The following is a 24,218-nucleotide window of genomic DNA, read 5'->3' on the forward strand; positions in this document are numbered from 1 at the left end:
CCGGAAAAACGGCGACCGTAGCGTCCTGTTCCATGACGAACACAACCCAGACACTCCATGCGACGCAGGCGGGCCCGGCGCCGTCCAGTGAACCTCAGGTGGCACCACCGTCCAGTCCGGTGGGGACCGAGGACTTCTCGTTACGTTTCGCCCCGCGCCACTACCGCACGTGGACGCCGGCGGCCGTGGCGGCCAGTGCCCTGGGCGGTATCGCCTACCTCGCCGACTTCTCCATCGGTGCGGCCATCGGCGTGGAACACGGCACCACCAACGCGGTCGGCGGCATCCTCATCGCCGCGCTGCTGATCTTCATCTCCAGTTTCCCGTTGGCCTACTACGCTGCCCGCTACAACGTGGACCTCGACCTGATCACCCGGGGGTCCGGGTTCGGTTACAAAGGGTCGATCATCACCAACCTCATCTTCGTCTCCTTCACCTTCATCCTCTTCGCCACCGAGGGTGCGATCATGGCGCAGGGGCTCAAGGTGGGTCTCGGCATCCCGCTGTGGGCCGGGTACGCGATCAGCTCGCTGATGATCATCCCGCTGGTCATCTACGGCATGAAGCTGCTGTCGAAGCTGCACTCGTGGACCAACCCGCTGTGGTTGGTGATGATGTTCATCCCCCTGATCGTCCTCGTCATCCAGGAACCGTCCTCGGTCGGCACATTCCTGGAGTACGGCGGTGAGAACAACGCGCCCGTCTCGTTCGCCGCGATGATGCTCGCTGCCGCCGTCTGCCTGTCACTGACCGCCCAGATCGCCGAGAACATCGACTACCTGCGGTTCATGCCCCCGAAGACGGACGCCAACCGCCGGTCCTGGTGGGCTGCGGTGATCTGCGGCGGACCCGGCTGGGTCGTGCTCGGCGCGATCAAGCAGATCCTCGGAGTATTCCTCGCGGTCTACATGATCTCGGTCGTCGGGCAGAGCGCGGACATCGCCGTGGAACCGGTCAACCAGTTCATGACGGAGTACCGGCAGATGATGCCCGGGTGGCTGGCCGTTACTCTGGCGGTGATCCTGGTGGTCATCTCCCAGATCAAGATCAACACGACCAACGCCTACTGCGGCTCCCTGGCCTGGACGAACATCTACTCGCGCACCACCAAGCGCTACCCGGGGCGCGTCTGGTTCGTGGTGCTCAACGTGTCGATCTCCCTGGCGCTGATGGAGTTCAACATGTTCAGCGTGCTGAGCTTCGTGCTCAGCTTCTACTCCAACCTGGCGATTGCCTGGATCTTCACCGTCGCGGCCGACATTGTGGTCAACAAGTACATCCTCGGCATCTCGCCGAAACGCCCGGAGTTCCGTCGCGGCATGCTCTTCGACTACAACCCGGTCGGTATCACGTCCGTCGTGTTGTCCGGCGGGGTGTCCATCGCGATGTTCTTCGGCGCTTTCGGGGACACCGTCGCCCCCTTCTCCCCGTTGTTCGCCGCGGTGATCGCCGTGGTCGTGACCCCGCTGATGGCGGTCGTCACGAAGGGACGCTGGTACCTGCGCCGTGACTCCGACGGCATCGACCTGCCGATGGAGGACGCCGACGGCAACCCTGCCGACGACCGGTTGACCTGTGCAGTCACGGGCGAATCCTGTGAGCGCCCCGACATGCTCGCCTCCGCGGTGCCGGGGCCGGACGGGAAGACACAGTACATCTCGTCGCTGGCGCTCACCCTGGACGCCTCGGGGGAGCACGTCCTACCCTTGGAGCATGGAACTCCCCGCTGACCTGCCGGCCACCGTCCGCGACGCCCGACGCATCGAGGTCTTCACCGGTGCGGGGATGAGCGCGGACTCCGGGTTGGACACGTTCCGCGACGCCACCACCGGCCTGTGGAGCAATGTGGATGCGCAGGCCATGGCGAGCATCGACTCCTGGTCCCGCGACCCCGATCCCATGTGGGCCTGGTATCTGTGGCGGGCGGCGAAAGCCCGTGCCGCCGTCCCCCACGACGGTCACCGCGCGGTGGCGGCGTGGCAGGACATGCCCGGCGTCACCGTGCACGTCACCACCCAGAACATCGATGACCTGCATGAACACGCCGGGAGTAGCGACGTCTCCCACCTGCACGGCAGTCTGTTCTCCTTCCGTTGCACGATCTGCGGTGCCCCGGCCGCGGAGCCTGCACTGCCGTCTCTCGGCGACGACCCGGTTGACCGCATCCAGCCGCCGGAGTGCCGGATCTGCGGAAACCCCGTGCGGCCCGGCGTCGTCTGGTTCGGTGAAGCGTTGCCGCACGCGGATTTCGTCGCCGCCGAGGAGTCCATGGAGACCTGTGACCTGGTGGTGATCGTCGGAACCAGCGGGGTGGTCTACCCGGCGGCGGGGCTGCCGCGTATCGCCGCGTCCCGTGGTGTGCCCGTGGTGGAGATCAGCCCCGATGACACGGATCTCACCCCGGTGGCGACATGGTCGCTGCGCACCACGGCAGCGGTGGGGCTGCCCCGACTGCTCAGATGAAGCGCACCTCGTCGAGGCTCAGCGCGTCCCCCGGGGGCATCTGGCCCTTGGCGATCTCCACGTAGTGCCCGGCGTGGGTGACAAGCCCGTCCCGCTCCTCCTGCAACAGCTCGCGGCGCACCTTCGCCGGCAACCCGGCGGCGAGGACACCGTCCGGGACGTCCTGCCCCTCCAGGACGGTGGCACCGGCGGCGACGAGTGTCCCGCTTCCCACCGTCGAGCCGCTGAGCAGTGAGGACGACATGCCGATCAGGGTGCCGTCACCGACGCTGCTGCCGTGGACAAGGGCCTGGTGCCCCACGGTGACATCGTCACCGAGGACGTTGGACACACCACTGTCGACGTGCAGCACACTGTTGTCCTGAATATTCGTGCGCGCGCCGATCCGTATCGCGCCGACATCGGCACGGATGACCACGCCGTAGAACACTGAAGAGTCGGGCCCGATCTCGACGTCGCCGATGAGTACGGCTGTCGGTGCAATGTAGGCGGTGGAGTGGATACGCGGCACCTTCCCGTCGAACGGCAGGATCAGGGGGCCGCTGGTGCGAGGGTTCTGGTAGATGTCCATGTTCCCCACTGTAACTACGGATCAGCCTGTTCAGTCGATAAGACCGACACTGCGCACCCAGTCCACCACCATCTTCCGCGAGGGGCCCACGAGTCGTGGGGCGAGCTCCGCAGTCTGCGCCCGCAGGCCATCGACGTCCACGTCATACCTCTCCAGGTCGGTGTGGTGGCCGATCAGCCACTTCTCGAAAGCCTCTGGGTCGATTTCGGGGTGGAACTGCAGACCGAGGGCATGGTTCGACCGAAAGGCCTGGACAGGAGTGTCGTCGTCATAGGCGAGCCGCTGCACACCCGCCGCTGCGGCGGCGGCGCCGACGGGCAGTTCGACCCTGTCGCCGTGCCAGTGCAGGACGGGGCGGTCCTCCAGGGCGCGCAACGGTCCGGACGCCCCGGCGTCGGTGAGCGTCACCGGCGACCATCCGATCTGCATCGGCCCCGCCGACGGGATGACCCGGCCACCCAGGGCGAGTGCGAGCAGTTGCGCGCCGAGGCACACGCCCAGCACGGGACGACCCGCGGCGTGACGGGACCGGATCAACTCAATCTCATCGGCGAGATACGGGTAGTCACCGTCCTCGGCGTTCACCGGCCCACCCATCACGACCAGCAGGTCGGCCTCCAGAGGGCCGGGCGGGAAGTCAACGCCGACATCCACGTAACTCGGCTGCAGGAGGTCGTCCCATGAGCCGGCGTCCTCGAAGGAGACGTGCCGCAGGACGATGGTGCTGAGGTCGTTGTCTGCCATGCCGTCCAGGATACGTGCATCATGGGGGTATGGCTTATGTGTTGATTGTCCATCACAGTCCGACCGACAAGCTGCGCACGATCGCGACGACCGTCATCGAGGCTGCCCGCGACGCGGCAGCACAGGTCAGTGAGGAACTCGATGAATCACTCGAGGTCAGGGAGCGTAATGCCCTGGAACCTGATGGAGATGAACTCTACGGAGCTGCGGCGGTGATCCTGGGGACCACCGCGAACTTCGGCTACATCTCCGGCGCGCTGAAGCACTACTTCGACTCGACGTTCATCCAGAACCAGGACCGCGAGAAACTCTTCTCCTACTGGATCCGCGGCGGCTACGACACCACCGGTGCCGAGAACGCGCTGGAGAAGATAGCCACCGGCTTCGGCTGGACCTCAGCAGCCGAGCCGGTGACCTTCACCGGCGACATCGACCCTCATCTCGATGAGCTGCGCGCAATGGCAGAGAACACCGTCGGCGCCTACTTCTTGTCCGCCAGCACGTAGGACGCGCCGGCGACACCGGCGGTGACGGTGAGCACAGCGGGCCAGGACCCCATCTTCTTCGCCAGCGGGTGGGAGAGGCCGAACCCGGCGACGTAGGCGGTGGTCAGACCTGCGGTCAGCGCGGGACCACCCTTGGCGAGCCAGGTGCGCCCGGCGTACACGCCGGCGGCGGCGAGCAGGACACCGCCGAGGGGGCGGATACCGGTCTCCCGGGCGCTCACCCATCCCCCGATCAGTCCGAGGGTGGTGACGGCGGCGGTGTTGACGTCCTTGGCTTTCTTCAGTGTCATGTCCATGCCCGCCAGGCTACCCTTGAGGGGTACGACCAGAAGTCAGACGGGGAAAGGAAAACGGAGGACCACCGTGACACAGCTACCCGACACGTTGCTGACGAGACTGTGGGGCATCGACGTGCCGATCATCGGTGCGCCGATGGCAGGCCGCGCCGGCGGTGACCTCGCTGCCGCCGTGAGCAGGGCCGGGGGGCTCGGAATGATCGGGGTGGGGGCGTCGACGTCCCCGGCGTGGGTACGGGAGCAGGCTGAGATCGCCGGTGGGGGAGGGAACTTCGGCATCGGGCTGATGGTCTGGGCCCTGACCGACGAGGTCTTCACCGCGGCGTTGGAGGCTAACCCGACTGTGGTGTCGCTGGCCTTCGGCGATCCGTCACCATGGGTGGCCCGTGCGCACGCCGCGGGCATCAGCGTGGTGGCGCCGGTCAACGACATGCCCCAGGTGCGTCAGGCTCTCGAAGCTGAGGTGGACGTGTTGTGTGTCCAGGGGACCGACGCCGGTGGACACACCGGACGCATCGGGACGATGCCACTGATGCAGCAGGTGCTCAACTACACCGCGGCGCACGCGCCTGGCGTCCCGGTTGCTGTGGCGGGTGGGGTGGGCACCGGACGCGGTCTTGCAGCCGTCCTCGCCGCCGGGGCGGACGCTGCCTGGATCGGGACGGCACTGCTGGCGTCCCCCGAATCTGCCGGTTCGGACGATCTCAAGGCCGCGGCGGTGACAGCGTCGTCCCGCAACACCGTGCTGACCGGGATCTACGATCGTGCCGAGCAGGTCGGCTGGGATATTGAGGCGTGGCCGACGCGGACCGTCCGCAATGATTTCGTCGACCGGTACGCCAGCGACAGTTCGGTGACGGACGAGGAACTCGTCGCCGCGCGGGGCCCCGGCGGGCGCTACGCGGACGACCTTAAGCTGCACGCCGGCCAGGGGGTCGGTCTGGTGCGGCAACGCGAACCTGCCGGTGAGACCATCGCCCGGATGGCGCAGGAGGCCTACGACCTGCTGAAAAGGTTCTGACGCCGCGCTAGCCCGGCAGGTCGGCAACCATCGCCGCCACGGTGGCACGGGCGGACTCTTCGCTGATGCGCCCCGCCATGAGCAGCGACCCCAGGCCGTGTCCCAGTGCCATCGCTGTATCGACGATGCTTCCGGCGGTCTCCTCTCCGAGTTCCGGGATCGCTTCCAGGCAAGCCTCGGTGAACTCGGTGCCTGTTGCTGCAAGGTGCTGACGGTACGCTGACGCCGCGGGCTCGGTGCCCGTTACCGCCATGAGTTCCATAGACACGCTGATGCGGTGGAAGGCGCAGGTTTCCTCGTCGACCGGGAGGGTGGCGGCGAAATACCCCTCAATGACTGAGCGCAGGGATGTGTTCGTCGTGCGCTGCTCGCACCACCGCCGGATGCTGCGGTCCGAGAGACGCTGCAGGGATGCTGAGAGCAGCGTGTTCTTGTCCGTCCCGTAGTACTGGACCAGTCGGAGGGAGACGCCGGCCTCCGCGGCGACGGCACGCATGCTGACTGCCGGAATCCCTTCTCTGCCGATGAGCCGGTCCACGGCGTCGAAGACTTCGTCCCGGCGGGTCATTGTACGCATGTACCAGATCGTATCCTGTGACTGGTGGGACGATTGCGCAGGGTCGCGTAGGATGGGTGACGTCATGACTGCTGTACCTGAGCACGCGCCCTGTCTCGATGTCGACCTCACAGCCACCCCGTGGCTGTATCCCGGACCCTGGCCCACCTCGTCCGGGACGCTGACCGCAGAGGGGTACTTCCCCGGTGAAGTAGGCCTGGTGGGAATCGCCGACGACCTTGACCGCACGCCGGTCGTTGCCGTCGGTTCGAATGCGTCGCCGGGGGTGATGCGCACCAAGCTACGGAACAACGGGGTGTCTGCCGTGGTCCCGTTCATCCGGGCCTGCGTCCCGGACACGACGACGGCGTTCACCGCCCACGTCAGCCCCCGCGGTTACATCGCCGCTGCTCCGTACCGGCAACCGGGCACACATACGACGATGTGGGTGAGCTTCCTCGACGAAGAGCAGCTCGACTGCGTCGACGAGACCGAGGCCCCGAACTATGACCGGATCCACGTCGGCGACACACTGACACTGGACAACAGTGAAGAACTTGACGGGTACGACATCTACCGCAGCAGCTGGGGGCTGATCCCGGACGTTCAGCACCACACCGGACGTGACATTGCACCGGTGCCGTTCGCACACCGCCAGGCGCAGTGCCGTGTGTTCCGCCACGTGCGGGAAAGGCTTGTCGGTGCGGTTCCGTCACTGCCAGACGGAAGCAGCGAGGCCGTGGTCACAACCCTGTGGGAGGACGGAGCCCTGGCAGGGAGGGTATCCGAGGAGCTGCATGGGGTCGCCATGGATGACGGATACTGATTACCCCGTCAGCCGGATTTATGCCGATCTCGCGTATGAATGTTGTCATGGACACCAATACACTCATTCTTGCAGCTGACTCTGCTCCTCCCCTGAGTTTTATCGGTTGGATCATCATCGGTGGTCTGGCAGGTTGGATCGGATCCAAGATCATGGGGACCGACGCCCAGATGGGTATTATCCTCAACATCATCGTCGGCGTGATCGGCGGTCTGCTCGGAGGCTGGCTTCTCACGCTGCTCAACGTGAACGTCGCGGGTGGTGGCTGGATCTTCAGCTTCCTCACCTGTCTCCTCGGCTCGGTTATCCTTCTCTTCCTCGTCGGTCTGGTGACCGGCAACAGGAAGCGGTAGCGGTCCTCGGGCAGCACCAGTGACCCCTGCACCTGCGGTGCGGGGGTCTTCTCGTGCCCGGCGATCAGCCGGGCGGTTCGTCCGGATCCCCGGTGTTCCCCTGGCTGTTCTGCCAGGCGCGGGCTAGCGGTCCGGTGGCGTGGGTGGAGTAGCTCCGGCCACCGGGGCCGACCCAGTCAATGGTGAACCCGTCGTCCGGGGTGGAACACGTCCACGTTCCTTCGGTCTTCAGGCGGTGGTGGGCGCGGCAGAGTTTCTGACCGTTGCGCACACTGGTGGGGCCGTTGCTGGTGGGATCCGTGAAAGGGGAATTCTCGATGTGGTCGTTCTCGCACAGGTTAGCCGGAACGGTGCACTGCGGGAACCTGCAGGTCGCATCCCGTCCCTCGAGGTAGTTCCGGTCCTGCAGGAGGAAAGGGTAGCCGTCGGACTCCGGGTGTTGGGCGGGGTCGACCGGGATCTCCTTGACGGTGGTCGCCGCGTCCTCAAAGCGGTCCGCTGTCCGGGCATTGATCCACCCGACATCGGCGACATATCCGGCACCGGTTCCGTGGATGCCGTCGAGCGTCGCGCGGTAGAGGTTTACCCGGATAGTCATCGCCTCCGGGGTATTGCCGAGCAGCTCCATGAGGATCTGTGCCTTAAGCTGAGACGGAGTCGGCAGAGACCTGCGTTCGTCTTCATCGGTCAGGATGCGCTCACGCCGGAGTCCGGCGAGCAGTTCACGCATGCGCTTCTCCAGTCCGGCGTCGATCGCGGCGCTGGTGGTCTCGCACCCGGCAGTGAAGATGAACGTGTTTCCGCGACGCCGCAGGGTCGCGGAGTCCTCCTCGGCGATGGCTGTCTCTGCGGCGAGCCCGGGGGCAATGTCGAGGATCGCCTCGTCGACACGGTCGCGGAGCTCGGTCAGCGACACCGGTGTCACCATGTCCCGCAGCCACGGTGTGACGTGTGCGTTCACCGCCGAGTCCAGGTGTCCGAGGATCTCGTCCTGACGGGCCGTAGGAATGGTGACCAGCTGACGGTTAAGGCGGCCCCAGATCAGGTCGAGATGCTCGGCGGTGACCACACCGCTACCGACGACGGCGGCGAAGAGTTCGATATTGCGGGAGGCAAGTTCGCCGGAATGGGCGAACCGCAGTGCATCGGCGCGGGACCGCCCCCGAAGTGCCGTCGCGGCAGCCAGGCGTGCGTCCCGGGGGATCTTCATCAGATGGGCAACAAGTACCATCTCCCCCTTGTTCAGGTGGAGTTGAATAGCGTCAATGTCCGCCCCGACCGTCCCTGTCGCTGTCGTCACCTTCGCTACCCCCGTTGTGTTTGTGCCTTGAAGCGTATACTGGAGCACGGACACAGTCAACAGTATGTTCGAATAGCAGGGAGAACGATGGGTACTCTCGACATTGCACGTGTGTACGACGTCCGGAACGGTGACCATGTCGCCGGAGCGAGGTTTCTTGTTGACCGGTTGTGGCCCCGTGGAGTAGCGAAGGACAGCCTTCCGCTGTCGGGGTGGCTCAAGGAACTCTCTCCTTCTGACCAGCTCAGGAAGGATTTTCATGGAGGTGTTCTTAGCTGGAGTCAGTTCGGAGATGCCTACCGGTCTGAACTTGATCAGCGGCATGTAGACGGCGAACTGGACGACGCACTCTCCGAGATCCGCAACGAGCTGAAGCACCGGGATGTTCTGCTCCTGTTTGCGGGGAAGGACACCGAACATACGCACGCACGGGTGCTCCGTGCCTGGCTGGACAGCCACGTGGGATAGGGGTGACCGTTACGGGTTCTCCGGCCAGGAGTGCTTCGGGTAGCGTCCGCGCAGGTCCCGTCGTACTCCGCGGTACGCACCGTCCCAGAAACCACCGAGGTCATCGGTGATGGCCACCGGTCGGCGCGCCGGGGACAGCAGGTGGAACTGGATTCGGCGCCCCGCGATTTCCGGGGAATGCCGCAGGCCGAAGCAGTCCTGGAGCTTCGTCGCGACCACGGCGGGCGTGTCAGGCGCGGCGTCGCTCTCCGGGTAGGTGATGCGGACGGTGCGACCGCCTGGAAGTGTCAACGATTCGGGGGCGAGTTCGTCGACAGGCTGATCCCATGGGATGAGTCCCCGAAGCAGACCAGCCAGGTCTGGACGCCTGCCTGCAGTCAGGTCAGGAACCACGAAATCCACGAACTCGCCGTCGCTGTGGCGTACGTCCGGATATCCGGGTACCCCGTGATTGTGCAGGTACTGGATGCGCCGTCGCAGATCACGGGCGTGTGCCGACCATTCCAGGGCATCCAGGCCGTGGACCTGCAGACCGGACCGCACCGCGGCCACCCGGTCGTCGCCGCTGACGTCTTTCGCGGGCACCGGGGTGGAGGACAACTCGATAGCGCCGAGACACCGGACCCGGCGCGCCTGGAGCTTCCCTGCGACGCCCCCGGGGAGCCACGTACACGTCACCTCGTCGGTGAGCAGGGGGGCCGCCGCGGCGAACGCGAGATCAGGAGACACTGGGACCGCAGTGTGGACCTGGGCGTCGGTAGCGCCCCCGGGAGTCCTCCCCAGGTCAGCGACCACAATCCACTCGCTGGACGGCGCCCGTCCGTCCCGCCACACCACGCCGGTACCCGAGGCCGTCAGATAGCGGGAGGAATCATCAACCCGTCGGGCAATCAATCCGGGGAACGCGCAGGCCAGGGTGTAGGCCACGGCATCATCCCCGGACAAGTCAGGGGTCACTGTGGCAGTGGGCGACAGCAGTCGCTGGAAGCGTCGTGCCACCGGGTCCTGTGGCCTGACGGCACGGACGGCGGCGGTAAGGTCGGGCACGCGGGCACCGTCGTCCAGCACGCTGAGCACGGCAGCGACCGTGCGCACGTCCACACGACGGCACGCCTCGTGTCCGCCGCGTGCGATCCGTGGGTCCGTCGGGATCGCTGCGAGCTGTCGTCCGGTCTCGGTGGCGAAGCCCTGGTCGTCCACTGCGCCGATCGACCGTAGCGTCCGTTCCGCGGCCTCTGCTGCCGTCGTGGGGAACGGGTCAGGCAGCGGAAGGTCCGCGCCGCGGGGCGACCCCCAGCAGGCGACATCCAGTAGCGCGCTGGTCAGGTCGCTGGTGGTGACCGCCGGCGGCGCATAGGCGGGCGCCTTGACGAACTGTTCGGCGGTGATGCACCTGTACACCGTCCCCGGCCCCTCGCGGCCGGCCCGTCCGGCACGCTGGGTGCAGGACGCCTGACTCGCCGTCTCAGTGACGAGGACGGACATGTCGCGGGTGGTGTCACGCCGGGACACTCGCGCCAGGCAGGAATCCACGACGACCCGGACCCCGGGAACTGTGAGGGACGATTCCGCGACGTCCGTCGCGACAACCACGCGACGCCGCCCGTCGTCATGTCCGCCGACGATCCGTGACTGCTCGGCGGCGGACAGGCGTCCGTGCAGAGCGGAGGCGGTGATTCCCCGCGACGATAACGCGGCGGCCACCGACTCGGTGTCTCTGATCGTGGGGACGAACGCGAGTACGTCGCCCCCGGTTGCCGCCGTCTCATCGAGTGCCCGCCGGACCGTCGTCTCCACCATGTCTGCGACGGCACGGCGCGACCGGCGGTCCCGGTTGGTCATCGACGAGGCAGAGTCGGCGTACCGGATGTCGAGCGGGTGGATGGGGGAGGGGACGTCGACCAGGGGCGCCGTGCCGTCGACCCCGCCGAGTAGTGCAGCAAAGTGTGATGCCTCCACCGTTGCCGACATGGCGACGACGATGAGGTCGTCCCGTAGCTCCCGCACCTGGGCGAGCATGGCGAATACCAGGTCAGACTCCAGGTGTCGCTCATGAATCTCGTCAATGACGACCGCGGCGACACCGTCCAGATCGGGGTCGGCGAGCAGGCGTCGGAGCAGGACGCCCGGGGTCACCATTTCGATGACGGTGTCCGTGGTGACCTTCCGGTCGCCACGTACGGTATAGCCCACCTCGTTGCCGAGAACGGACCCTCGTAGAGTGGCGATCCTGGCAGCGGATCCGCGCGCGGCGACGCGCCGAGGCTGGGTGACAATGACACGCCCCGAGACACGCCCCGAGACACGCCCCGGGGACGTCTCCGCGACATGTTCGAGCACGTACTGGGGAGCCAACGTGGTTTTGCCGGTACCAGGAGGAGCCTGGACGACGGCGGTGCCCCGGGTACGCAGGGCATCCAGCAGGGCAGTCCGCCCGGCTGCGAAGGGAAGGTCAGTCACACAATTCAGCGTAACGGCTGGGGAGATCGAAGGGCGGAGCGGTGGCGGCATGGTTCTGATAAGAGGTCTACAGTGGCTACTTATGAGCCTGAAGGAGAAAGCTGTGACCGTCGCCGGCAGGATCACTGACGCGGTACGCATAGGAAATGGACTTGACCAGCGAGATCTAGCCCCCGTCGGGTGGTACGCACACGAACAGGCCGTGGCGCGACTGAAGGCCAGTTTCGACGCGGTCCCCGCCGGGCGTCGCGTGCGGCTGGCGAAGAAGACGTCCAACCTTTTCCGCGGGCGTTCCGGCGAGGCAGTCGGGCTCGACGTGTCGGGGCTGCACGGCGTCATCGCCGTCGACCCCGTTGAGGGCACCGCTGACGTCCAGGGCATGTGCACGTACGAGGACCTGGTGGACGTCCTGCTGCCCTACGGTCTGGCGCCCACCGTCGTTCCGCAGCTGAAGACCATCACTCTCGGCGGTGCGGTGACCGGCATGGGGGTGGAATCCACCTCCTTCCGCAACGGCCTGCCGCACGAAGCCGTCCTGGAAATGGATGTGCTCACCGGTACCGGAGACATCCTCACCTGTTCGCCGACCCAGAACACCGACCTCTACCGCGGCTTCCCCAACTCCTACGGTTCCCTGGGATACAGCGTGCGGCTGAAGGTGCGGTGCGAACGGGTGGAACCCTACGTCGACCTGCGGCATGTACGCTTCGATGACGTTCAGTCGCTCACCGACGCCCTCGACAACATCGTCGTGGACAAGGAGTACGAGGGTGAACGGGTCGACTATCTCGACGGTGTGGTCTTCAGCCTGGAGGAGAGCTACCTCGTCCTGGGACGGGCGACCAGCGAGGCCGGCCCCGTTAGCGACTACACCCGCGAGCGCAGTTACTACCGTTCTCTGCAGCATCCGTCGGGGGTCCTGCGCGACAAGTTGACCATCCGCGACTACCTCTGGCGGTGGGACGTCGACTGGTTCTGGTGCAACCGGGCCTTCGGTACCCAGAACCCCACCATCCGTACTCTGTGGCCGCGGGATCTCCTGCGGTCGAGCTTCTACTGGAAGATCATCGGCTGGGACCGACGCTTCGACATCGCGGACCGGATCGAGGCACACAACGGGCGCCCCGCACGCGAGCGCGTCGTCCAGGACATCGAGGTCACCCCCGACAACCTGCCGGAGTTCCTCACGTGGTTCTTCACCCACTGCGAGATCGAGCCGGTGTGGCTGTGCCCCATTCGACTGGCCGACGACTCGGGCGAGCGGACACCGTGGCCCCTGTACCCGCTGTCACCCGGCGACACCTGGGTCAACGTGGGATTCTGGAGCTCGGTGCCCGCCGACCTGATGGGGAAGGACGCCCCGACCGGAGCCTTCAACCGGGAGGTGGAGAGAGTCGTCTCGGACCTCGGCGGACACAAGTCGTTGTACTCCGAGGCATTCTATTCTGAGGAACAGTTCGCCGCCCTCTACGGCGGTGAACGTCCCGCACAACTCAAGGCGGTCTTCGACCCGGATGACCGGTTCCCCGGGTTGTACGAGAAGACCGTGGGCGGCGTCTGACGACACGCACGACGACGCACACCGAGCACGATGACGCACGACAAGCACGATGACGCATGATGACCAAGAGGAGAGAGATGAGCAGGGGATTCACGCCGCTGACGGTGGGACAGATCGTGGACAAGGTCATCACACCGCCGGCACCGTTCCGGGTGACCGCTTTCGACGGATCCACCGCGGGGCCGGCAGACGCGGAACTGGCACTGGAGATCACATCGCCGGACGCCCTGGCCTATATCGTGACCGCGCCGGGCGACCTCGGACTGGCACGCGCCTACATCACCGGAAGCCTCCGCGTCACCGGTGACGAGCCCGGCCACCCGTACCTCGTCTTTGACCACCTCCAGCACCTTTACGACCAGATCCGACGCCCCTCGGCGAAGGACCTGCTGGATATCGCCCGCTCGCTGAAGGCCATGGGGGCGATCAAGGTGCAGCCGGCACCGGAGCAGGAGACCCTCCCGGGCTGGAAGAGGGCCATACTCGAGGGGCTGTCCCGGCACTCTCCGGAACGGGACAAGGAGGTCGTGAGCCGCCACTACGACGTGGGCAATGACTTCTACGAGCTCTTCCTCGGCGATTCCATGGCCTACACCTGTGCCTACTATCCCGAGTTTGACGGTGAGAACCAGGTCACCGGTCCCACCGGCGGGTGGCGGTACGACGACTGGGAGAAAGGGCCGACCGCCAACGGGCCGTTGACCCAGGCGCAGGACAACAAGCATCGCCTGGTCTTCGACAAGCTGCGACTCAACCCGGGTGACCGGTTGTTGGACGTCGGCTGCGGGTGGGGCGGTATGGTGCGGTACGCCGCCCGCCACGGCGTGAAGGCCATCGGTGTCACGCTGTCCCGAGAGCAGTACGAGTGGGGTAAGGCGAAGATCGAGGAGGAGGGTCTGCAGGACCTCGCCGAGGTCCGGTGTATGGACTACCGTGACGTGCCGGAGTCCGACTTCGACGCGGTCAGTGCCATCGGCATCCTCGAGCACATCGGCGTGCCCAACTACGAGGACTACTTCACCCGCCTGTTCGCCAAGCTGCGCCCGGGCGGTCGGATGCTGAACCACTGCATCACCCGTCCGCACAACCGGAAGACGAAGACCGGCCAGTTCATCGACCGCTACATCTTCCCCGACGGTGAGCTGACCGGCTCGGGCCGGATCATCACGATCATGCAGGACACCGGATTCGACGTCGTCCACGAGGAGAATCTGCGACCGCACTACCAGCGCACGTTGCATGACTGGTGTGAACTGTTGGCCACCAACTGGGACCAGGCCGTCCATCTCGTGGGCGAGGAGACGGCTCGTCTGTTCGGCCTGTACATGGCGGGGTCGGAATGGGGTTTCGAACACAACGTGATCCAGCTCCACCAGGTTCTCGGCGTGAAGCCGGACGCGGCAGGCAGTTCCGGGGTGCCGGTCCGCCAGTGGTGGAGGTCCTGACGGTAACGTCGGGACGATGAGACGGATCACCAGAGGCGCTGCGGTGGCGGTGCTGTGCACACCGTTGCTGCTCGGAGCCTGCACCATCGGCGACGCGGGACCGGGGGACGAGACCACGGACCCTGTCGTGGACACTGAAGCACCGCCCGATAAACCGGTGCCGGACTCTGCGGCGGAATCCGGCGCTGAAGACGGACCTGATTCTGAGGTGCCGGACGACCCCGACCAGCCTGATGCTGAGCCGGTGGAGACTGATCCCGACGCCCCGGGGGCCCGGGGACTGGCGATCGGTGACTGCGTCGCCGACATGGACCAGCTCGACGGCACCGGCGACATCGACGTCGTCGACTGCGCCGGCCCCCATGCCGGCGAGGTGTACGCACAGGCGGATATCGCAGGTAAGAACCTGTTCCCCGGCAACGAGCCGTTGGGGCAGGAGGCGGGAGCGATCTGCGGGGGTGACTCCTTCACCGGCTATGTCGGCATCGGATTCCCCGAGTCCTCGCTGGACGTCGTCACGATGATGCCGTCCAAGGAGAGCTGGGCGCAGGAGGACCGGACGGTGACCTGTGTGGTCACCGACCCGAACCTCGAGCAGATCGCCGGCACGCTCGAGCAGAGCTGGCGTTAGCGCTCCAGCAGGGTCACCAGCTTCTGCCGGTTGGACTCCTCCAGGTGAGCGACGGTGAGCGCCCAGGCTTGTGCGCCGGGGAGCCGGAGCCGGCGGTCGATGTCCTCACCGACGGCGTCGATCACGGCGCCGATATCTGGCCCGGTGCGGGGAGGGATCATCGTCACGGCTTCCGGCGAGCCCCACACCGCCGGGTCAGCGATGAACAGGTGCCCCTGCGCCGCCGCGTAGCCCAGGGCGGCCTCGCGCAGGTCCGACAGTTGGTCGTCCGAGACCTTCCCTGCCATCCAGGCGTCCTCCACGAGCGGCACGCGGTCGACCGGCCGGTGCGCGTCGACGATGCCCTCCAGCAGCGGGGTGGGCAGTGTGACCAGGGCACGTGAGGCTGCAGAGTAGACGTCGGCGGCGTCGAGGTAGGGGCGTCCCACGACGATGGTGCGGGCCAGTTCGCGGCTCGCGGTCATGAACGACAGCAGGGTGGTCAGTTGCTCTGCCGGGGCCGAGTTGAAGCTCCGGACGTCCCGGACCGCCGGAGAGGCTGCCGGGCGGGTGGCGAACAGCGGGGAGAACGGTGGCGTGTACATGCAGCCATACTCTCCCGGGGGTGTTTCCGGACGGTTACCGTCGTGGGAAGAACTCCGGCGCCAGGGCGTCCAGCGCCTCCACCACGACATCGGTCTCGGCGGCGTCGGTCACGGTGACACGCACCCCCTCACCGTCGAAGCAGCGTACGGCGATGCCGTAGCCGGCGATCGCCTCCTCGAAAGCGCGGGCACGGTCCCCCAGGTCCAGCCACACGAAGTTGGCTTCTGAACCGATTCTCCAGTCCTCCGGGATGTGCTCCAGAACACGGGCCCGTTGAGCCACGGTCTCGTCCGTACGTGCGAGCAGTTCGTCCTTCGCACCGATGCTCGCCACAGCGGCGGCCTGCGCGACCGCGTTCACACTGAACGGGATGCAGACCTTGTTCACCGCCTCGATGAACTCCGCACGGCCGACCAGGTAACCGACCCGCAGCCCCGCCAGGCCGTAAGCCTTCGAGAACGTCCGCGCGACCGCCAGATTCGGGTAGTCCGCGAGAAGTCCCAGTCCGTCGGGGAAACCGTCCTCGCGGACGTACTCCACGTACGCCTCGTCCAGCAGGACCTGGACATCCGAGGGGACCGCGTTGAGGAAGGTGATGAGTTCCTCACGCGTCACCGTCGTGCCCGACGGGTTGTTCGGGTTGCAGACGATCACCAGGCGGGTCTTCTCGGTGATCGCCGCAGCGAGACCGGGCAGGTCGTTGCGGTGGTCGGGGGTCAGCGGAACCTCCACAGCCTCGGCGCCGGCGACCCGGGCGAGGATCGGGTAGGCCTCGAAACTGCGCCACGGGTAGATGACCTCGTCGCCCGCGTCTCCGCCCCGGCACGTCGCCTGGACTGCCTGCTGGATCAGGGCGGAGGAGCCGGCGCCCACGGCGATGTTCTCGGCGTCCAGCAGCAGGGAGGACGGGCCTGCCAGCCAGTCGGCGATGGCGCTGCGCAGCTCGTAGGCGACCATGTCCGGATAGCGGTTCGCACTGGCCAGCGCCTCGGCCGCCGCGCGGGTGACCCCCGGTAACGGGCCGAGTGACGACTCGTTGCTCGACAACTTCAGGGGAAGTCCGTTCAGGCTGCCGGGGACGTACGGGGGCAGGGTGGAAAGGTCGGCGCGGATCATGGGTTTCAGCCTAGTCGTCGACTGATTTTGATCTGATGCGGGGGCCTGATGTATGGTTCGATGCGTCGTCACACGTGACGGCATGGAGGCGTGCCAGAGCGGCCGAATGGGACTCACTGCTAATGAGTTGTCTGCTTAACGGCGGACCGGAGGTTCAAATCCTCTCGCCTCCGCCACTTCAGTTTCCTCAGGCTTTTCGTGAGGGCGTGTCGTTAGCCGTCCGGTTCTTGTGGTGAGTTACCGGACATTCAGGACGCGGTCCCGCTATACGGGGTGTGTGGTGTACCCCGGGATCGCGTGACACGTCCCGTCTGGTGGTGTGCCGAGGATTCTGGAGTCGCTGGAAACAGCGTCGCGCCCGTAGCTCAACGGATAGAGCATCTGACTACGGATCAGAAGGTTGGGGGTTCGAATCCCTCCGGGCGCACGCTTTTCTTGGGTTGAGCCCCCTGTCCGCGATGTTTCGGCATCACGGACAGGGGGCTCGCTCGATTCCGCTCCGGGGGTGCAGGAGCGCTGCTACCGTCGGCCCATGACTACCTTCACCACGCTGATCACCGGCGCCAGCTCCGGGCTCGGAGCTGAACTTGCCCGCCAGTCCGCCGCGCTCGGCCACGACCTCGCACTCTGCGCCCGTAGGACGGAGCGGCTCGACGAACTGTCCGCCGAGATCACCTCGTCCTACCCGGGTCGTGCGGTGCGGACCTATGCGCTGGACGTGACCGACCCGGACGCGGTGCACCACGTCTTCCATCAGGCGGAGGAGGACGCTGACGGGGGACTGGACCGCATTGTCGTCAACGCCGGCCTGGGCAAAGGGCGCAAGATCGGGTCCGGGCAGCCTGAAGCGAACCGGGAGACCGCCACGACCAATGCCCTGGGTGCCCTGACACAGGCGGAGGCGGCGATGGAGATCTTCCGGGCGAAGAACACGGGCCATCTCGTGCTCGTCTCATCGGTGACCGCCCTGCGCGGTAACCGTAAAGCCATGACGACGTACGGGGCCACGAAGGCCTTCGTGGCGAATATGGGGGAGGGGCTGCAGTCGGAGCTCCTGGCGTCCGGCATTCCCATTGACGTGACCGTTCTGCTGCCCGGCTACATCCGTTCGGAGATGAACGAGAAGGTCGAGCAGAAGACCCGCTTCATGGTCGACACGCAGACCGGCGTGCGCTCGATGATGGCGGCGATCGAGTCGCGCAGACGCCGGTCACTGGTGCCAGGCTGGCCCTGGCGGCTGATCGGCCCGGTACTCAAGATCATGCCGCTCACGGTCGTGTCCAAGATCGTGTAAATAGATTCCCACCTGGTCCTTTGGTGCATTCCGGGTCGGCGTGTAGGCTGTAGTCTCGTTGCAGAGATGCGACGGCGCGCCCGTAGCTCAACGGATAGAGCATCTGACTACGGATCAGAAGGTTGGGGGTTCGAATCCCTCCGGGCGCACGCTTTTCTTGACGGGAAACCCCCAGGTCACACACTCTGTGGCCTGGGGGTTTCTCTCGTTTCCGGGGTGGGGAGAACACGACACGTTACGCCTGGTCGTATGTCTTCGTTCCGAACAGATCCCGAACGGATCCCGAACACGGAATGACCTCAGGCCAGAATGTTGGTGCGTGGACTCCCCGGGCGCTGGGACGACTACGTCAGGGCGGTTTCGGTGGTCAGAAACGACCCCAGGTGTCTGTGCCAGCTGACCCCGCTGAACTCCGGCCGCATCACCGACGGAACTTCGCGGCGGTGTGGATGAAGGCACCGATGGTGTCGGGCCACCGGGCCACGTCCTGCGGGGAGTAGGCGGTCACCAGCTGCGAACCCGGCAGCAGGGCGTGGAGTTCCTCGGCTACGGCCACCGGATGGGCAGGATCGCCGATCCACGCCAGGATGAGTGTCGGGATACGTCGTTCGCCGAGGGCGGCGATGCGCTCCCGGGAGGGCAGATCGTTGCCTGCGGCACCGCGGAACACCGTCGGTAACAGTGACTCCGGCACGTCCGGCATGGTGAACGGCACCTCGGTGCTCCGTGCCGGTGGGGCAGGTTCGGCACGGGTGGTCTCTGCGTACGCGGCCAGGCCGTGGTCCTCGACGAACTGGGCGGAGCGTTCGTACATTCCGGCCCGGTCACCGCGCAGTTCCCAGGCGGTGGGCGGAATGCACAGTGTCATGGAGGCGTAGGTTCTTCCCGCGGTCGCGGAGGTCAGGATCGTCGCCGCGCCCATGGACTGACCGACGACGTGGACCGGCGCGTCGGGGGAGAACTCGTCGGAGACGTGCTCCAGGTCGCGTGCCAACGAGGCCCACCGGTAAGCGGCGGGGTGTTCGGGCCCCGGTGACCGGCCGTGGCCGCGGGCGTCGTAGCGCAAGACGCGCAGGTCATCCTGACCCGCGGTGAGGTCGAGTCCCAGGGCGACGTCGCGGGCGCGGCTGGACGTCAGCCCGTGGAGCTGGACGACCGGGGTGCCGTCGACCGGGCCCCAGATGTCGTGGGCGAGAGTGTCTAATGCGTGACTCATGCAGGAAATCCGTACGTAATCCCACGGCCCTATCGTCCGTGGGTATGAGACTGACAACTGTAGCCCGTATGGAGCTCGCCGCAGGGCAGGTGCACGTGTTCGAGCCGACCGTGGCCTCCACCCCGGGGGAGGGTACTGGCGGGAGCACCCCCTCATTCGACCAGTCCAGGCATGCTGCGGCAGGGTCCCGTCCGGGGAGCTGGATGGCCGTCGCTTTCGCCGTGCCGCCGGTGGGGCGCGGACGTCTCGCCGAAGCATGGCGCCGTGTGGTTCAGCGGCACGGGACGTTGCGCTCGGTGTTACGGCACGACGGTGCGCAGGCGCGGGTGCACCCTGTCGAGGTCACCGGGGGACGGTGGGTGCGTGCCGGCGACGGCGTGTCGGACCCCCGAACCGTCCTGCGGGGTGTCTTCGACGCGGCCTGTGAGCCCTTCGGGTCACCGTCGCACCGGCTGGCGGTCGTGGACCACGGTGACGGCACCTGCACGGCGGTGATCGGCCTGGACCACAGTCACACGGACGCCTGGTCGTTGCTTGTCCTGGTGCGTGACATGCTCGCCGCGCTGGAACACGAGGATGAGCTCGCGCCAGTGCCGTCGTTCGCCGAGCACACCCGCGCTCTGGAGGACCTTCCACCGGCTCCGGACGAGATCCGTGCCCGGTGGACACGGGTGATGGAGACCCGTGACGGCGAGATGCCCGTCTTCCCGCTGAGCCTCGGTGACATCTCGGAGCCCCGTGACGAGGTCGTCGAGGTCATCGACGTGCTCGATGCGGAGGGTGTCGCCCGCCTGGAGGACGTCGCAGCCCGACGGGGCGTCCGGCTGCTACCGCTGGCCGTCAGCGTCCTGACCCAGGTCAACCGGGACATGCACGCCGGAGCGCTGTGTGCCGTCTTCCCCGTCCACTCGCGACGCGGACCGGCGGATGACCCCGCACGGTGGGCGGATTCGGTGGGGTGGTTCATCACCAACTCCGTGTTGGAGTGCGATTCCACTGAGCCGCTGGACTGTGATGCGGCCGTGCGTGACGCCATCGCGCTGGGCGCGTACCCCCTGGAGCCGTTGCTGCGCCCGTGGGGAGGGATGCCGAACACGCCGGGGATGTTCGCGGTGTCATGGTTGGACAACCGGCGTCTGCCGGTGCAGGTGCCGTCCGCGGCCCGTCCCCAGCATGTGTCGGCGTGGATCCGGACCGACGGGGTGATGGCGTGGTTCGTTCTCAACGATGACGGTATGCACCTGCGGGTGCGTTACCCGGGGACCCCGTCGGCGGTGGCGAACGTCGGGGAGTGGGCACGGCGCGTCGCTACGGGGCTGCGCGCGGTCAGCTCAGACGACACCGTTCTCGTAGGCGAAGACCACGACCTGAGCCCGGTCGCGTAGCTGCAGCTTCTGCAGCACCTTACGGACGTGCGTCTTCACCGTCTCTTCGGAGATGAACAGGGCGGCGGCGATCTCGGCGTTGGACCGGCCCGTCGCGATCTGTTCGACGGTTTCGAGCTCACGGGGAGTCAGCGACGCCAGTTCGGCGGAGGTCCGTCGGGGCGGAGTGCGCGGTGACCGGGCGACGGCGTCGGCGATGAGACGGCGGGTGACCGTCGGGGCGAGCAGCGCCTCACCGGTGACCGACAGTCGGACGGCCCGGGCAAGTTCGTCGGCGGGCGCGTCTTTGAGCAGGAACCCGGAGCAGCCGATGCGCAGCGCCTCGTAGACGTAGTCGTCGAGGTCGAAGGTCGTGAGCATGATGATCCGTGGGGCCGGGTCCAGGCCGAGGGACAGGATGCGTCGGGCGGCCTCGAGCCCGTCCATCACGGGCATGCGCACGTCCATGAACACCACGTGAGGGTGCAGGCGGGTCACCTGCTCGACGGCCTGGGCACCGTCGGCGGCATCCCCGACGGCGGTGATGCCCTCACGTGAGTTCAGCAGCGCGGCGAACCCCTGGCGCACCATCGCCTGGTCGTCGACGACAAGCACGGTGGTGTCGGATTGTGCGGTCATGTCGGACACGTTACCGGGCGGCGAGGGGTACCCCGGCGGTGACCGTGAACCCGCCGTCCGCGGCGGGAAGTGCGGTGAAAGTACCGCCGACGGTGCGCACCCGGGCGGACATGCCCTGGATCCCCGCGCCTCCGCTGTGCTCCGGGGGGACGAGAGCGCCGGCGGCTGCGGGACCGTTGTCCACGGTGAGTGTGGCCCATCCGTCGTGCAGGTCCAGCTCGACGAGCACTGTGCCACCGGGCGCGTGCCGGGAGGCGTTCGACAGGGACTCCTGCAACACCCGGTGCAGGACGATCCCGGTGGTGTCGTCGAGGGTGGCGGCCGCCGGATCGATCGTCCACGTGATGTCCATCCCCGCTCGACGTGCGGCCTGCAGTGTCGGGCCGATCTGGTTCGTGCCGACCGGAGTCGTCGCCCCGGACTCGGCGTCGCTGCGCAGCACACCGAGCAGCTCGCGCACCTGGTTGAGTGCTTCGCGGGCGGTGTCGGACAGTGAGTCGAACTCGGCGTGGATCGCCGGGGTGACGCCCTGCAGGCGGTAGGGGGCGGACTGCGCCTGCACCACGATCATCGACATCTGGTGTGCCACGACGTCATGCAGGTCCCGGGCCAGACGGTTGCGTTCCTCGGCCATGACCCGCATCTCGGACTGCTCACTGGTCCGGGTCTCTTCGCGGCGCAGGTCCCGTCGGGAGGCCAGCAGCCAGCGGAGCAGCAGGCACACTATGGTCCACACCACCGTCCCCACGATCCAGCCGACGATGACCTCCCCGGGGTTGAACAGCATGAGCGCCAGGGTGCCGACCACGGCGACGGCGACGGCGTCACGCGAACCGCGCACCACCACCACCGCCAGGGTGAACGCCAGGGCGAGATGGAACGGCACCGGCCAGCCGAGCATGAACCCCGGCTCGCTGCGCAACGGCACACTCACCAGGCAGGCCAGTGCCACCGTCAGCCACGACGGCCAGGGCCGCCACAGTGAGGCGAGAACCGGCCAGGTCCCCATCATCGCCAGCAGCGGAACGATCGCGGGGTGCAGCGAATGGGTCACGAAGTACGTCGGCCAGGCGACGGTGAAGAGGATCGCCGTGAAGATGATCACGAGGAGCAGGACGAGCGGGGGAACACCGGCGTGGGCTGCGACACGGGCCAACACACTCTGCACCGGACGGACCACCGGGGCAAGGCGGGTCATACGGGACGTGCGGGGCGGGGAGGCCGGGTTCTTCGTGCGTCTCATGGAAGAGACGCTAGTCGGCGTGCGGGGGACCCGGATCCCCCTGGAGAGTGAGATCCACAATCACTCCGCAGAGGGATCCCCGCGGCGGACACCGCTGCCTAGCGTTCCGGACCATGACACGCAGCAGAAGAATCCTCGCCTCCGCCTCCCTGGCCGCCGCCGTCCTTGTCGCCGGGGCAGTCGTCCCGCCCATCGGGTCGGCGGCGGAACCCCGCACGGTGACAGGTACAGGGACCGTCGGCGCGATCGACGCCGCCGACACCCTCGCCGCCGGTGGGACGGGGACGTCCTACTTCTCCGGGGACCTCGTCGCCGAACTCGGTTACCGGCCGGGCACGCAGGACGGGCACGCCACCAACCCCGCCGGTGACTGCTCGTCGCCGGTGCCGCTCCCGGAATCCTTCGAACCGGCGTGCATGACCCATGATCTCGGATACGACCTGCTGCGTGTCGCCGACCGCACCGGCGAGGCGATCCCGGAGCATACGCGCCGCGACCTTGACCGGCAGATGGCCGAGCAGATGCGGGACTCCTGTGCTGAGGGCGGCCCTGGTACTGCCGGCTGCCGGGCGATGGCCCGCGTCGCCCATGCCGCCGTCGCTGCCAACACCCTGCGACAACACAACGGTGCCCCGGTGGAGGAGTGGTTCCCGTGGTGATGCAATATGATGCGCCGGTGTCCGGACAGGACACGGCACAGGTGCCGGCGGCCACCCCGCGTGCCCCGCGGCGCTGGGTACTGCTGCTCATCGGACTTATCCTGTGGCAGGCGGCGGGTCCGCTGGCGGGGGCGACGTGGTGGGTTTTCGACGAGGGGCCTCTGATGCAGCGTCCTCGCGACGTCCTCACAGAGACCTCCCCGGTGGGTGCGGTGCGTGTCTTCGGCGACTATCCCGGACAGGACGCCGATGGTGCGGCGAGAGAGACCGTCGACGCGCTCGTCGCCGACGGGGGATTCTCCAAGGACACGGTCATGATCGCTTTGCCGACCGGGTCCGGCTGGGTCGACCCGGAGCAGGTGGAGGCGGTGGAGGACTGGGCCGACGGTGATGTGGCCACCGTGTCCGTGCGGTACGCACACACACCGTCCGCGGTGGCTTATCTGATGCGGCCCGACCTTGCGGAAGCCTCGGCGACAGCTCTGTTGCAGGAGGTTCTCGACCGGGTCTCTGGTTTGCCTCAGGATCAACGACCGGAGGTTATCGTGCAGGGCCAGAGTCTCGGCGTGGGCGCGGGCACGGCCGCGGTGAAGAATGTGACAGACGCCGGCACACGGACACCTGTGGCGGCCCAGCTGTGGCAGGGGCGGCCCGGCACTGTCGATGCACCGGAGCAGGACAGGTGCACCGTCGACCAGATCAACGACGATGACCCTGTAGCGAAACTGAACCTGCGTCTCGCCGTTAACCCGCTGGCGGCCGTCGGCGTTCTGGCCGACCTGCCGGGCTCGGCGTCCTCCACCCCCGGCACCCGGCACAGCTACCAGCCGGTGTTGCCGCCGGACGGGTGCCTTGCGTCCCGTTTCAGTGCCCTACACTGAAACGCACCGAAGAATCCTGT

General features: G+C 66.9%; 25 protein-coding genes and 3 tRNA genes. 17 read left to right on the forward strand and 11 right to left on the reverse strand.

Annotation, left to right across the window (positions count from 1 at the left end; genetic code table 11):
* Positions 1 to 32: 32 nt before the first annotated feature.
* Positions 33 to 1,730, forward strand: coding sequence for a purine-cytosine permease family protein (locus tag CGLY_RS02130; protein WP_038545751.1), 1,698 nt, complete (start codon positions 33 to 35; stop codon positions 1,728 to 1,730).
* Positions 1,714 to 2,463, forward strand: a complete 750-nt coding sequence (locus CGLY_RS02135) for an NAD-dependent deacylase (protein ID WP_038545754.1) — start codon at positions 1,714 to 1,716, stop codon at positions 2,461 to 2,463. The genes CGLY_RS02130 and CGLY_RS02135 overlap by 17 nt, the downstream gene beginning before the upstream one ends.
* Here the strand turns inward: CGLY_RS02135 and CGLY_RS02140 are convergent.
* Together CGLY_RS02140 and CGLY_RS02145 are read right to left on the reverse strand one after the other, a co-directional pair.
* Positions 2,456 to 3,034: a gamma carbonic anhydrase family protein gene (locus tag CGLY_RS02140; protein ID WP_038545757.1), complete on the reverse strand. Its 579-nt coding sequence runs from the start codon at positions 3,032 to 3,034 to the stop codon at positions 2,456 to 2,458. The genes CGLY_RS02135 and CGLY_RS02140 overlap by 8 nt on opposite strands.
* Before the next feature lie 30 nt (positions 3,035 to 3,064).
* Entirely contained in the window at positions 3,065 to 3,778 is a 714-nt protein-coding gene (locus tag CGLY_RS02145; protein WP_038545759.1) for a glutamine amidotransferase-related protein, read from the reverse strand.
* A 29-nt stretch (positions 3,779 to 3,807) separates the two neighbouring features.
* Here CGLY_RS02145 and CGLY_RS02150 point away from each other — a divergent pair, with 29 nt between their 5' ends.
* Positions 3,808 to 4,284 (forward strand): flavodoxin, encoded by a 477-nt coding sequence (locus CGLY_RS02150; protein ID WP_038545762.1) that lies wholly within the window; start codon positions 3,808 to 3,810, stop codon positions 4,282 to 4,284.
* Here CGLY_RS02150 and CGLY_RS02155 read toward each other — a convergent pair.
* On the reverse strand, positions 4,260 to 4,580 hold the full coding sequence (locus tag CGLY_RS02155; protein ID WP_038545764.1) for a hypothetical protein: 321 nt from the start codon (positions 4,578 to 4,580) through the stop codon (positions 4,260 to 4,262). The two genes, CGLY_RS02150 and CGLY_RS02155, sit on opposite strands and share 25 nt — an antisense overlap.
* Positions 4,581 to 4,647: 67 nt before the next feature.
* Here CGLY_RS02155 and CGLY_RS02160 point away from each other — a divergent pair, with 67 nt between their 5' ends.
* Entirely contained in the window at positions 4,648 to 5,601 is a 954-nt protein-coding gene (locus CGLY_RS02160; protein WP_038545767.1) for an NAD(P)H-dependent flavin oxidoreductase, read from the forward strand.
* 7 nt (positions 5,602 to 5,608) lie between these two features.
* Here the strand turns inward: CGLY_RS02160 and CGLY_RS02165 are convergent, their stop codons facing one another.
* Complete coding sequence (locus CGLY_RS02165; protein WP_081804004.1) at positions 5,609 to 6,178, reverse strand: TetR/AcrR family transcriptional regulator; 570 nt, start codon at positions 6,176 to 6,178, stop codon at positions 5,609 to 5,611.
* Between the two features lie 64 nt (positions 6,179 to 6,242).
* Here CGLY_RS02165 and CGLY_RS02170 point away from each other — a divergent pair, with 64 nt between their 5' ends.
* Both CGLY_RS02170 and CGLY_RS02175 read left to right on the forward strand, forming a co-directional pair.
* Entirely contained in the window at positions 6,243 to 6,983 is a 741-nt protein-coding gene (locus tag CGLY_RS02170) for a hypothetical protein (RefSeq protein WP_038550917.1), read from the forward strand.
* Positions 6,984 to 7,030: 47 nt separating this feature from the next.
* Entirely contained in the window at positions 7,031 to 7,336 is a 306-nt protein-coding gene (locus CGLY_RS02175; RefSeq protein ID WP_052540561.1) for a GlsB/YeaQ/YmgE family stress response membrane protein, read from the forward strand.
* Positions 7,337 to 7,400: 64 nt separating this feature from the next.
* Here the strand turns inward: CGLY_RS02175 and CGLY_RS02180 are convergent, their stop codons facing one another.
* Positions 7,401 to 8,636: an HNH endonuclease signature motif containing protein gene (locus CGLY_RS02180; RefSeq protein WP_038545770.1), complete on the reverse strand. Its 1,236-nt coding sequence runs from the start codon at positions 8,634 to 8,636 to the stop codon at positions 7,401 to 7,403.
* A gap of 87 nt (positions 8,637 to 8,723) precedes the next feature.
* On the opposite strand from CGLY_RS02180, the gene CGLY_RS02185 reads away from it, so the two are divergent.
* Positions 8,724 to 9,104, forward strand: a complete 381-nt coding sequence (locus CGLY_RS02185; RefSeq protein WP_038545773.1) for a DUF488 domain-containing protein — start codon at positions 8,724 to 8,726, stop codon at positions 9,102 to 9,104.
* 9 nt (positions 9,105 to 9,113) lie between these two features.
* Here CGLY_RS02185 and CGLY_RS02190 read toward each other — a convergent pair whose 3' ends face one another.
* Positions 9,114 to 11,564 carry an ATP-dependent RNA helicase gene (locus CGLY_RS02190; RefSeq protein ID WP_038545776.1) on the reverse strand — a complete coding sequence of 817 codons (2,451 nt, stop codon included), beginning with the start codon at positions 11,562 to 11,564 and terminating at the stop codon, positions 9,114 to 9,116.
* A gap of 82 nt (positions 11,565 to 11,646) precedes the next feature.
* Between CGLY_RS02190 and CGLY_RS02195 the strand changes: the two genes are divergently transcribed.
* The 3 genes from CGLY_RS02195 (at position 11,647) to CGLY_RS16610 (ending at position 15,201) form a co-directional block, all read left to right on the forward strand.
* Positions 11,647 to 13,125, forward strand: a complete 1,479-nt coding sequence (locus tag CGLY_RS02195) for an FAD-binding oxidoreductase (protein WP_038545779.1) — start codon at positions 11,647 to 11,649, stop codon at positions 13,123 to 13,125.
* Between the two features lie 77 nt (positions 13,126 to 13,202).
* On the forward strand, positions 13,203 to 14,570 hold the full coding sequence (locus CGLY_RS02200; RefSeq protein ID WP_038545782.1) for an SAM-dependent methyltransferase: 1,368 nt from the start codon (positions 13,203 to 13,205) through the stop codon (positions 14,568 to 14,570).
* Between the two features lie 16 nt (positions 14,571 to 14,586).
* Positions 14,587 to 15,201, forward strand: a complete 615-nt coding sequence (locus CGLY_RS16610) for a septum formation family protein (protein WP_052539499.1) — start codon at positions 14,587 to 14,589, stop codon at positions 15,199 to 15,201.
* Here CGLY_RS16610 and CGLY_RS02210 read toward each other — a convergent pair.
* A complete protein-coding gene (locus CGLY_RS02210) occupies positions 15,198 to 15,785 on the reverse strand; it encodes a hypothetical protein (protein ID WP_038545785.1) in 588 nt (195 codons plus the stop codon). The genes CGLY_RS16610 and CGLY_RS02210 overlap by 4 nt on opposite strands.
* A gap of 34 nt (positions 15,786 to 15,819) precedes the next feature.
* On the reverse strand, positions 15,820 to 16,902 hold the full coding sequence (locus tag CGLY_RS02215) for a histidinol-phosphate transaminase (RefSeq protein ID WP_038545787.1): 1,083 nt from the start codon (positions 16,900 to 16,902) through the stop codon (positions 15,820 to 15,822).
* A gap of 84 nt (positions 16,903 to 16,986) precedes the next feature.
* Here CGLY_RS02215 and CGLY_RS02220 point away from each other — a divergent pair.
* The 4 genes from CGLY_RS02220 (at position 16,987) to CGLY_RS02235 (ending at position 18,345) form a co-directional block, all read left to right on the forward strand.
* Positions 16,987 to 17,078: transfer RNA gene (locus CGLY_RS02220), tRNA-Ser, on the forward strand.
* Positions 17,079 to 17,256: 178 nt separating this feature from the next.
* Positions 17,257 to 17,329, forward strand: a tRNA-Arg gene (locus tag CGLY_RS02225).
* Positions 17,330 to 17,434: 105 nt separating this feature from the next.
* Positions 17,435 to 18,196: an SDR family oxidoreductase gene (locus tag CGLY_RS02230; RefSeq protein WP_038545790.1), complete on the forward strand. Its 762-nt coding sequence runs from the start codon at positions 17,435 to 17,437 to the stop codon at positions 18,194 to 18,196.
* Positions 18,197 to 18,272: 76 nt separating this feature from the next.
* Positions 18,273 to 18,345, forward strand: a tRNA-Arg gene (locus CGLY_RS02235).
* Between the two features lie 272 nt (positions 18,346 to 18,617).
* Here CGLY_RS02235 and CGLY_RS02240 read toward each other — a convergent pair.
* Positions 18,618 to 19,412, reverse strand: coding sequence for an alpha/beta fold hydrolase (locus tag CGLY_RS02240; RefSeq protein ID WP_038545793.1), 795 nt, complete (start codon positions 19,410 to 19,412; stop codon positions 18,618 to 18,620).
* Positions 19,413 to 19,456: 44 nt separating this feature from the next.
* On the opposite strand from CGLY_RS02240, the gene CGLY_RS02245 reads away from it, so the two are divergent.
* Positions 19,457 to 20,797 (forward strand): condensation domain-containing protein, encoded by a 1,341-nt coding sequence (locus CGLY_RS02245; protein WP_052540565.1) that lies wholly within the window; start codon positions 19,457 to 19,459, stop codon positions 20,795 to 20,797.
* Here CGLY_RS02245 and CGLY_RS02250 read toward each other — a convergent pair.
* Both CGLY_RS02250 and CGLY_RS02255 read right to left on the reverse strand, forming a co-directional pair.
* Entirely contained in the window at positions 20,744 to 21,415 is a 672-nt protein-coding gene (locus CGLY_RS02250; protein ID WP_038550923.1) for a response regulator, read from the reverse strand. The two genes, CGLY_RS02245 and CGLY_RS02250, sit on opposite strands and share 54 nt — an antisense overlap.
* A 10-nt stretch (positions 21,416 to 21,425) precedes the next feature.
* Entirely contained in the window at positions 21,426 to 22,658 is a 1,233-nt protein-coding gene (locus tag CGLY_RS02255; protein ID WP_227590346.1) for a sensor histidine kinase, read from the reverse strand.
* A 113-nt stretch (positions 22,659 to 22,771) separates the two neighbouring features.
* On the opposite strand from CGLY_RS02255, the gene CGLY_RS16615 reads away from it, so the two are divergent.
* Together CGLY_RS16615 and CGLY_RS02265 are read left to right on the forward strand one after the other, a co-directional pair.
* On the forward strand, positions 22,772 to 23,317 hold the full coding sequence (locus tag CGLY_RS16615) for a hypothetical protein (protein WP_052539502.1): 546 nt from the start codon (positions 22,772 to 22,774) through the stop codon (positions 23,315 to 23,317).
* A complete protein-coding gene (locus CGLY_RS02265; protein ID WP_052540567.1) occupies positions 23,317 to 24,198 on the forward strand; it encodes an alpha/beta-hydrolase family protein in 882 nt (293 codons plus the stop codon). Before CGLY_RS16615 ends, CGLY_RS02265 begins: the two co-directional genes overlap by 1 nt.
* Positions 24,199 to 24,218: the final 20 nt, after the last annotated feature.

Origin of the sequence: Corynebacterium glyciniphilum AJ 3170, assembly GCF_000626675.1 — a bacterium.
Lineage (GTDB): Bacteria > Actinomycetota > Actinomycetes > Mycobacteriales > Mycobacteriaceae > Corynebacterium > Corynebacterium glyciniphilum.

Coding starts and splice junctions, on each gene's coding strand:
- CGLY_RS02250 (WP_038550923.1), bottom strand. CDS start 21,415: ATGACCGCACAATCCGACACCACCGTGCTTGTCGTCGACGACCAGGCG.
- CGLY_RS02200 (WP_038545782.1), top strand. CDS start 13,203: ATGAGCAGGGGATTCACGCCGCTGACGGTGGGACAGATCGTGGACAAG.
- CGLY_RS02255 (WP_227590346.1), bottom strand. CDS start 22,658: ATGAGACGCACGAAGAACCCGGCCTCCCCGCCCCGCACGTCCCGTATG.
- CGLY_RS02230 (WP_038545790.1), top strand. CDS start 17,435: ATGACTACCTTCACCACGCTGATCACCGGCGCCAGCTCCGGGCTCGGA.
- CGLY_RS02165 (WP_081804004.1), bottom strand. CDS start 6,178: ATGCGTACAATGACCCGCCGGGACGAAGTCTTCGACGCCGTGGACCGG.
- CGLY_RS02245 (WP_052540565.1), top strand. CDS start 19,457: ATGAGACTGACAACTGTAGCCCGTATGGAGCTCGCCGCAGGGCAGGTG.
- CGLY_RS02175 (WP_052540561.1), top strand. CDS start 7,031: ATGGACACCAATACACTCATTCTTGCAGCTGACTCTGCTCCTCCCCTG.
- CGLY_RS02215 (WP_038545787.1), bottom strand. CDS start 16,902: ATGATCCGCGCCGACCTTTCCACCCTGCCCCCGTACGTCCCCGGCAGC.
- CGLY_RS02130 (WP_038545751.1), top strand. CDS start 33: ATGACGAACACAACCCAGACACTCCATGCGACGCAGGCGGGCCCGGCG.
- CGLY_RS02155 (WP_038545764.1), bottom strand. CDS start 4,580: ATGGACATGACACTGAAGAAAGCCAAGGACGTCAACACCGCCGCCGTC.
- CGLY_RS16615 (WP_052539502.1), top strand. CDS start 22,772: ATGACACGCAGCAGAAGAATCCTCGCCTCCGCCTCCCTGGCCGCCGCC.
- CGLY_RS02140 (WP_038545757.1), bottom strand. CDS start 3,034: ATGGACATCTACCAGAACCCTCGCACCAGCGGCCCCCTGATCCTGCCG.
- CGLY_RS02195 (WP_038545779.1), top strand. CDS start 11,647: ATGAGCCTGAAGGAGAAAGCTGTGACCGTCGCCGGCAGGATCACTGAC.
- CGLY_RS02145 (WP_038545759.1), bottom strand. CDS start 3,778: ATGGCAGACAACGACCTCAGCACCATCGTCCTGCGGCACGTCTCCTTC.
- CGLY_RS16610 (WP_052539499.1), top strand. CDS start 14,587: ATGAGACGGATCACCAGAGGCGCTGCGGTGGCGGTGCTGTGCACACCG.
- CGLY_RS02135 (WP_038545754.1), top strand. CDS start 1,714: ATGGAACTCCCCGCTGACCTGCCGGCCACCGTCCGCGACGCCCGACGC.
- CGLY_RS02170 (WP_038550917.1), top strand. CDS start 6,243: ATGACTGCTGTACCTGAGCACGCGCCCTGTCTCGATGTCGACCTCACA.
- CGLY_RS02240 (WP_038545793.1), bottom strand. CDS start 19,412: ATGAGTCACGCATTAGACACTCTCGCCCACGACATCTGGGGCCCGGTC.
- CGLY_RS02185 (WP_038545773.1), top strand. CDS start 8,724: ATGGGTACTCTCGACATTGCACGTGTGTACGACGTCCGGAACGGTGAC.
- CGLY_RS02265 (WP_052540567.1), top strand. CDS start 23,317: ATGCAATATGATGCGCCGGTGTCCGGACAGGACACGGCACAGGTGCCG.
- CGLY_RS02150 (WP_038545762.1), top strand. CDS start 3,808: ATGGCTTATGTGTTGATTGTCCATCACAGTCCGACCGACAAGCTGCGC.
- CGLY_RS02210 (WP_038545785.1), bottom strand. CDS start 15,785: ATGTACACGCCACCGTTCTCCCCGCTGTTCGCCACCCGCCCGGCAGCC.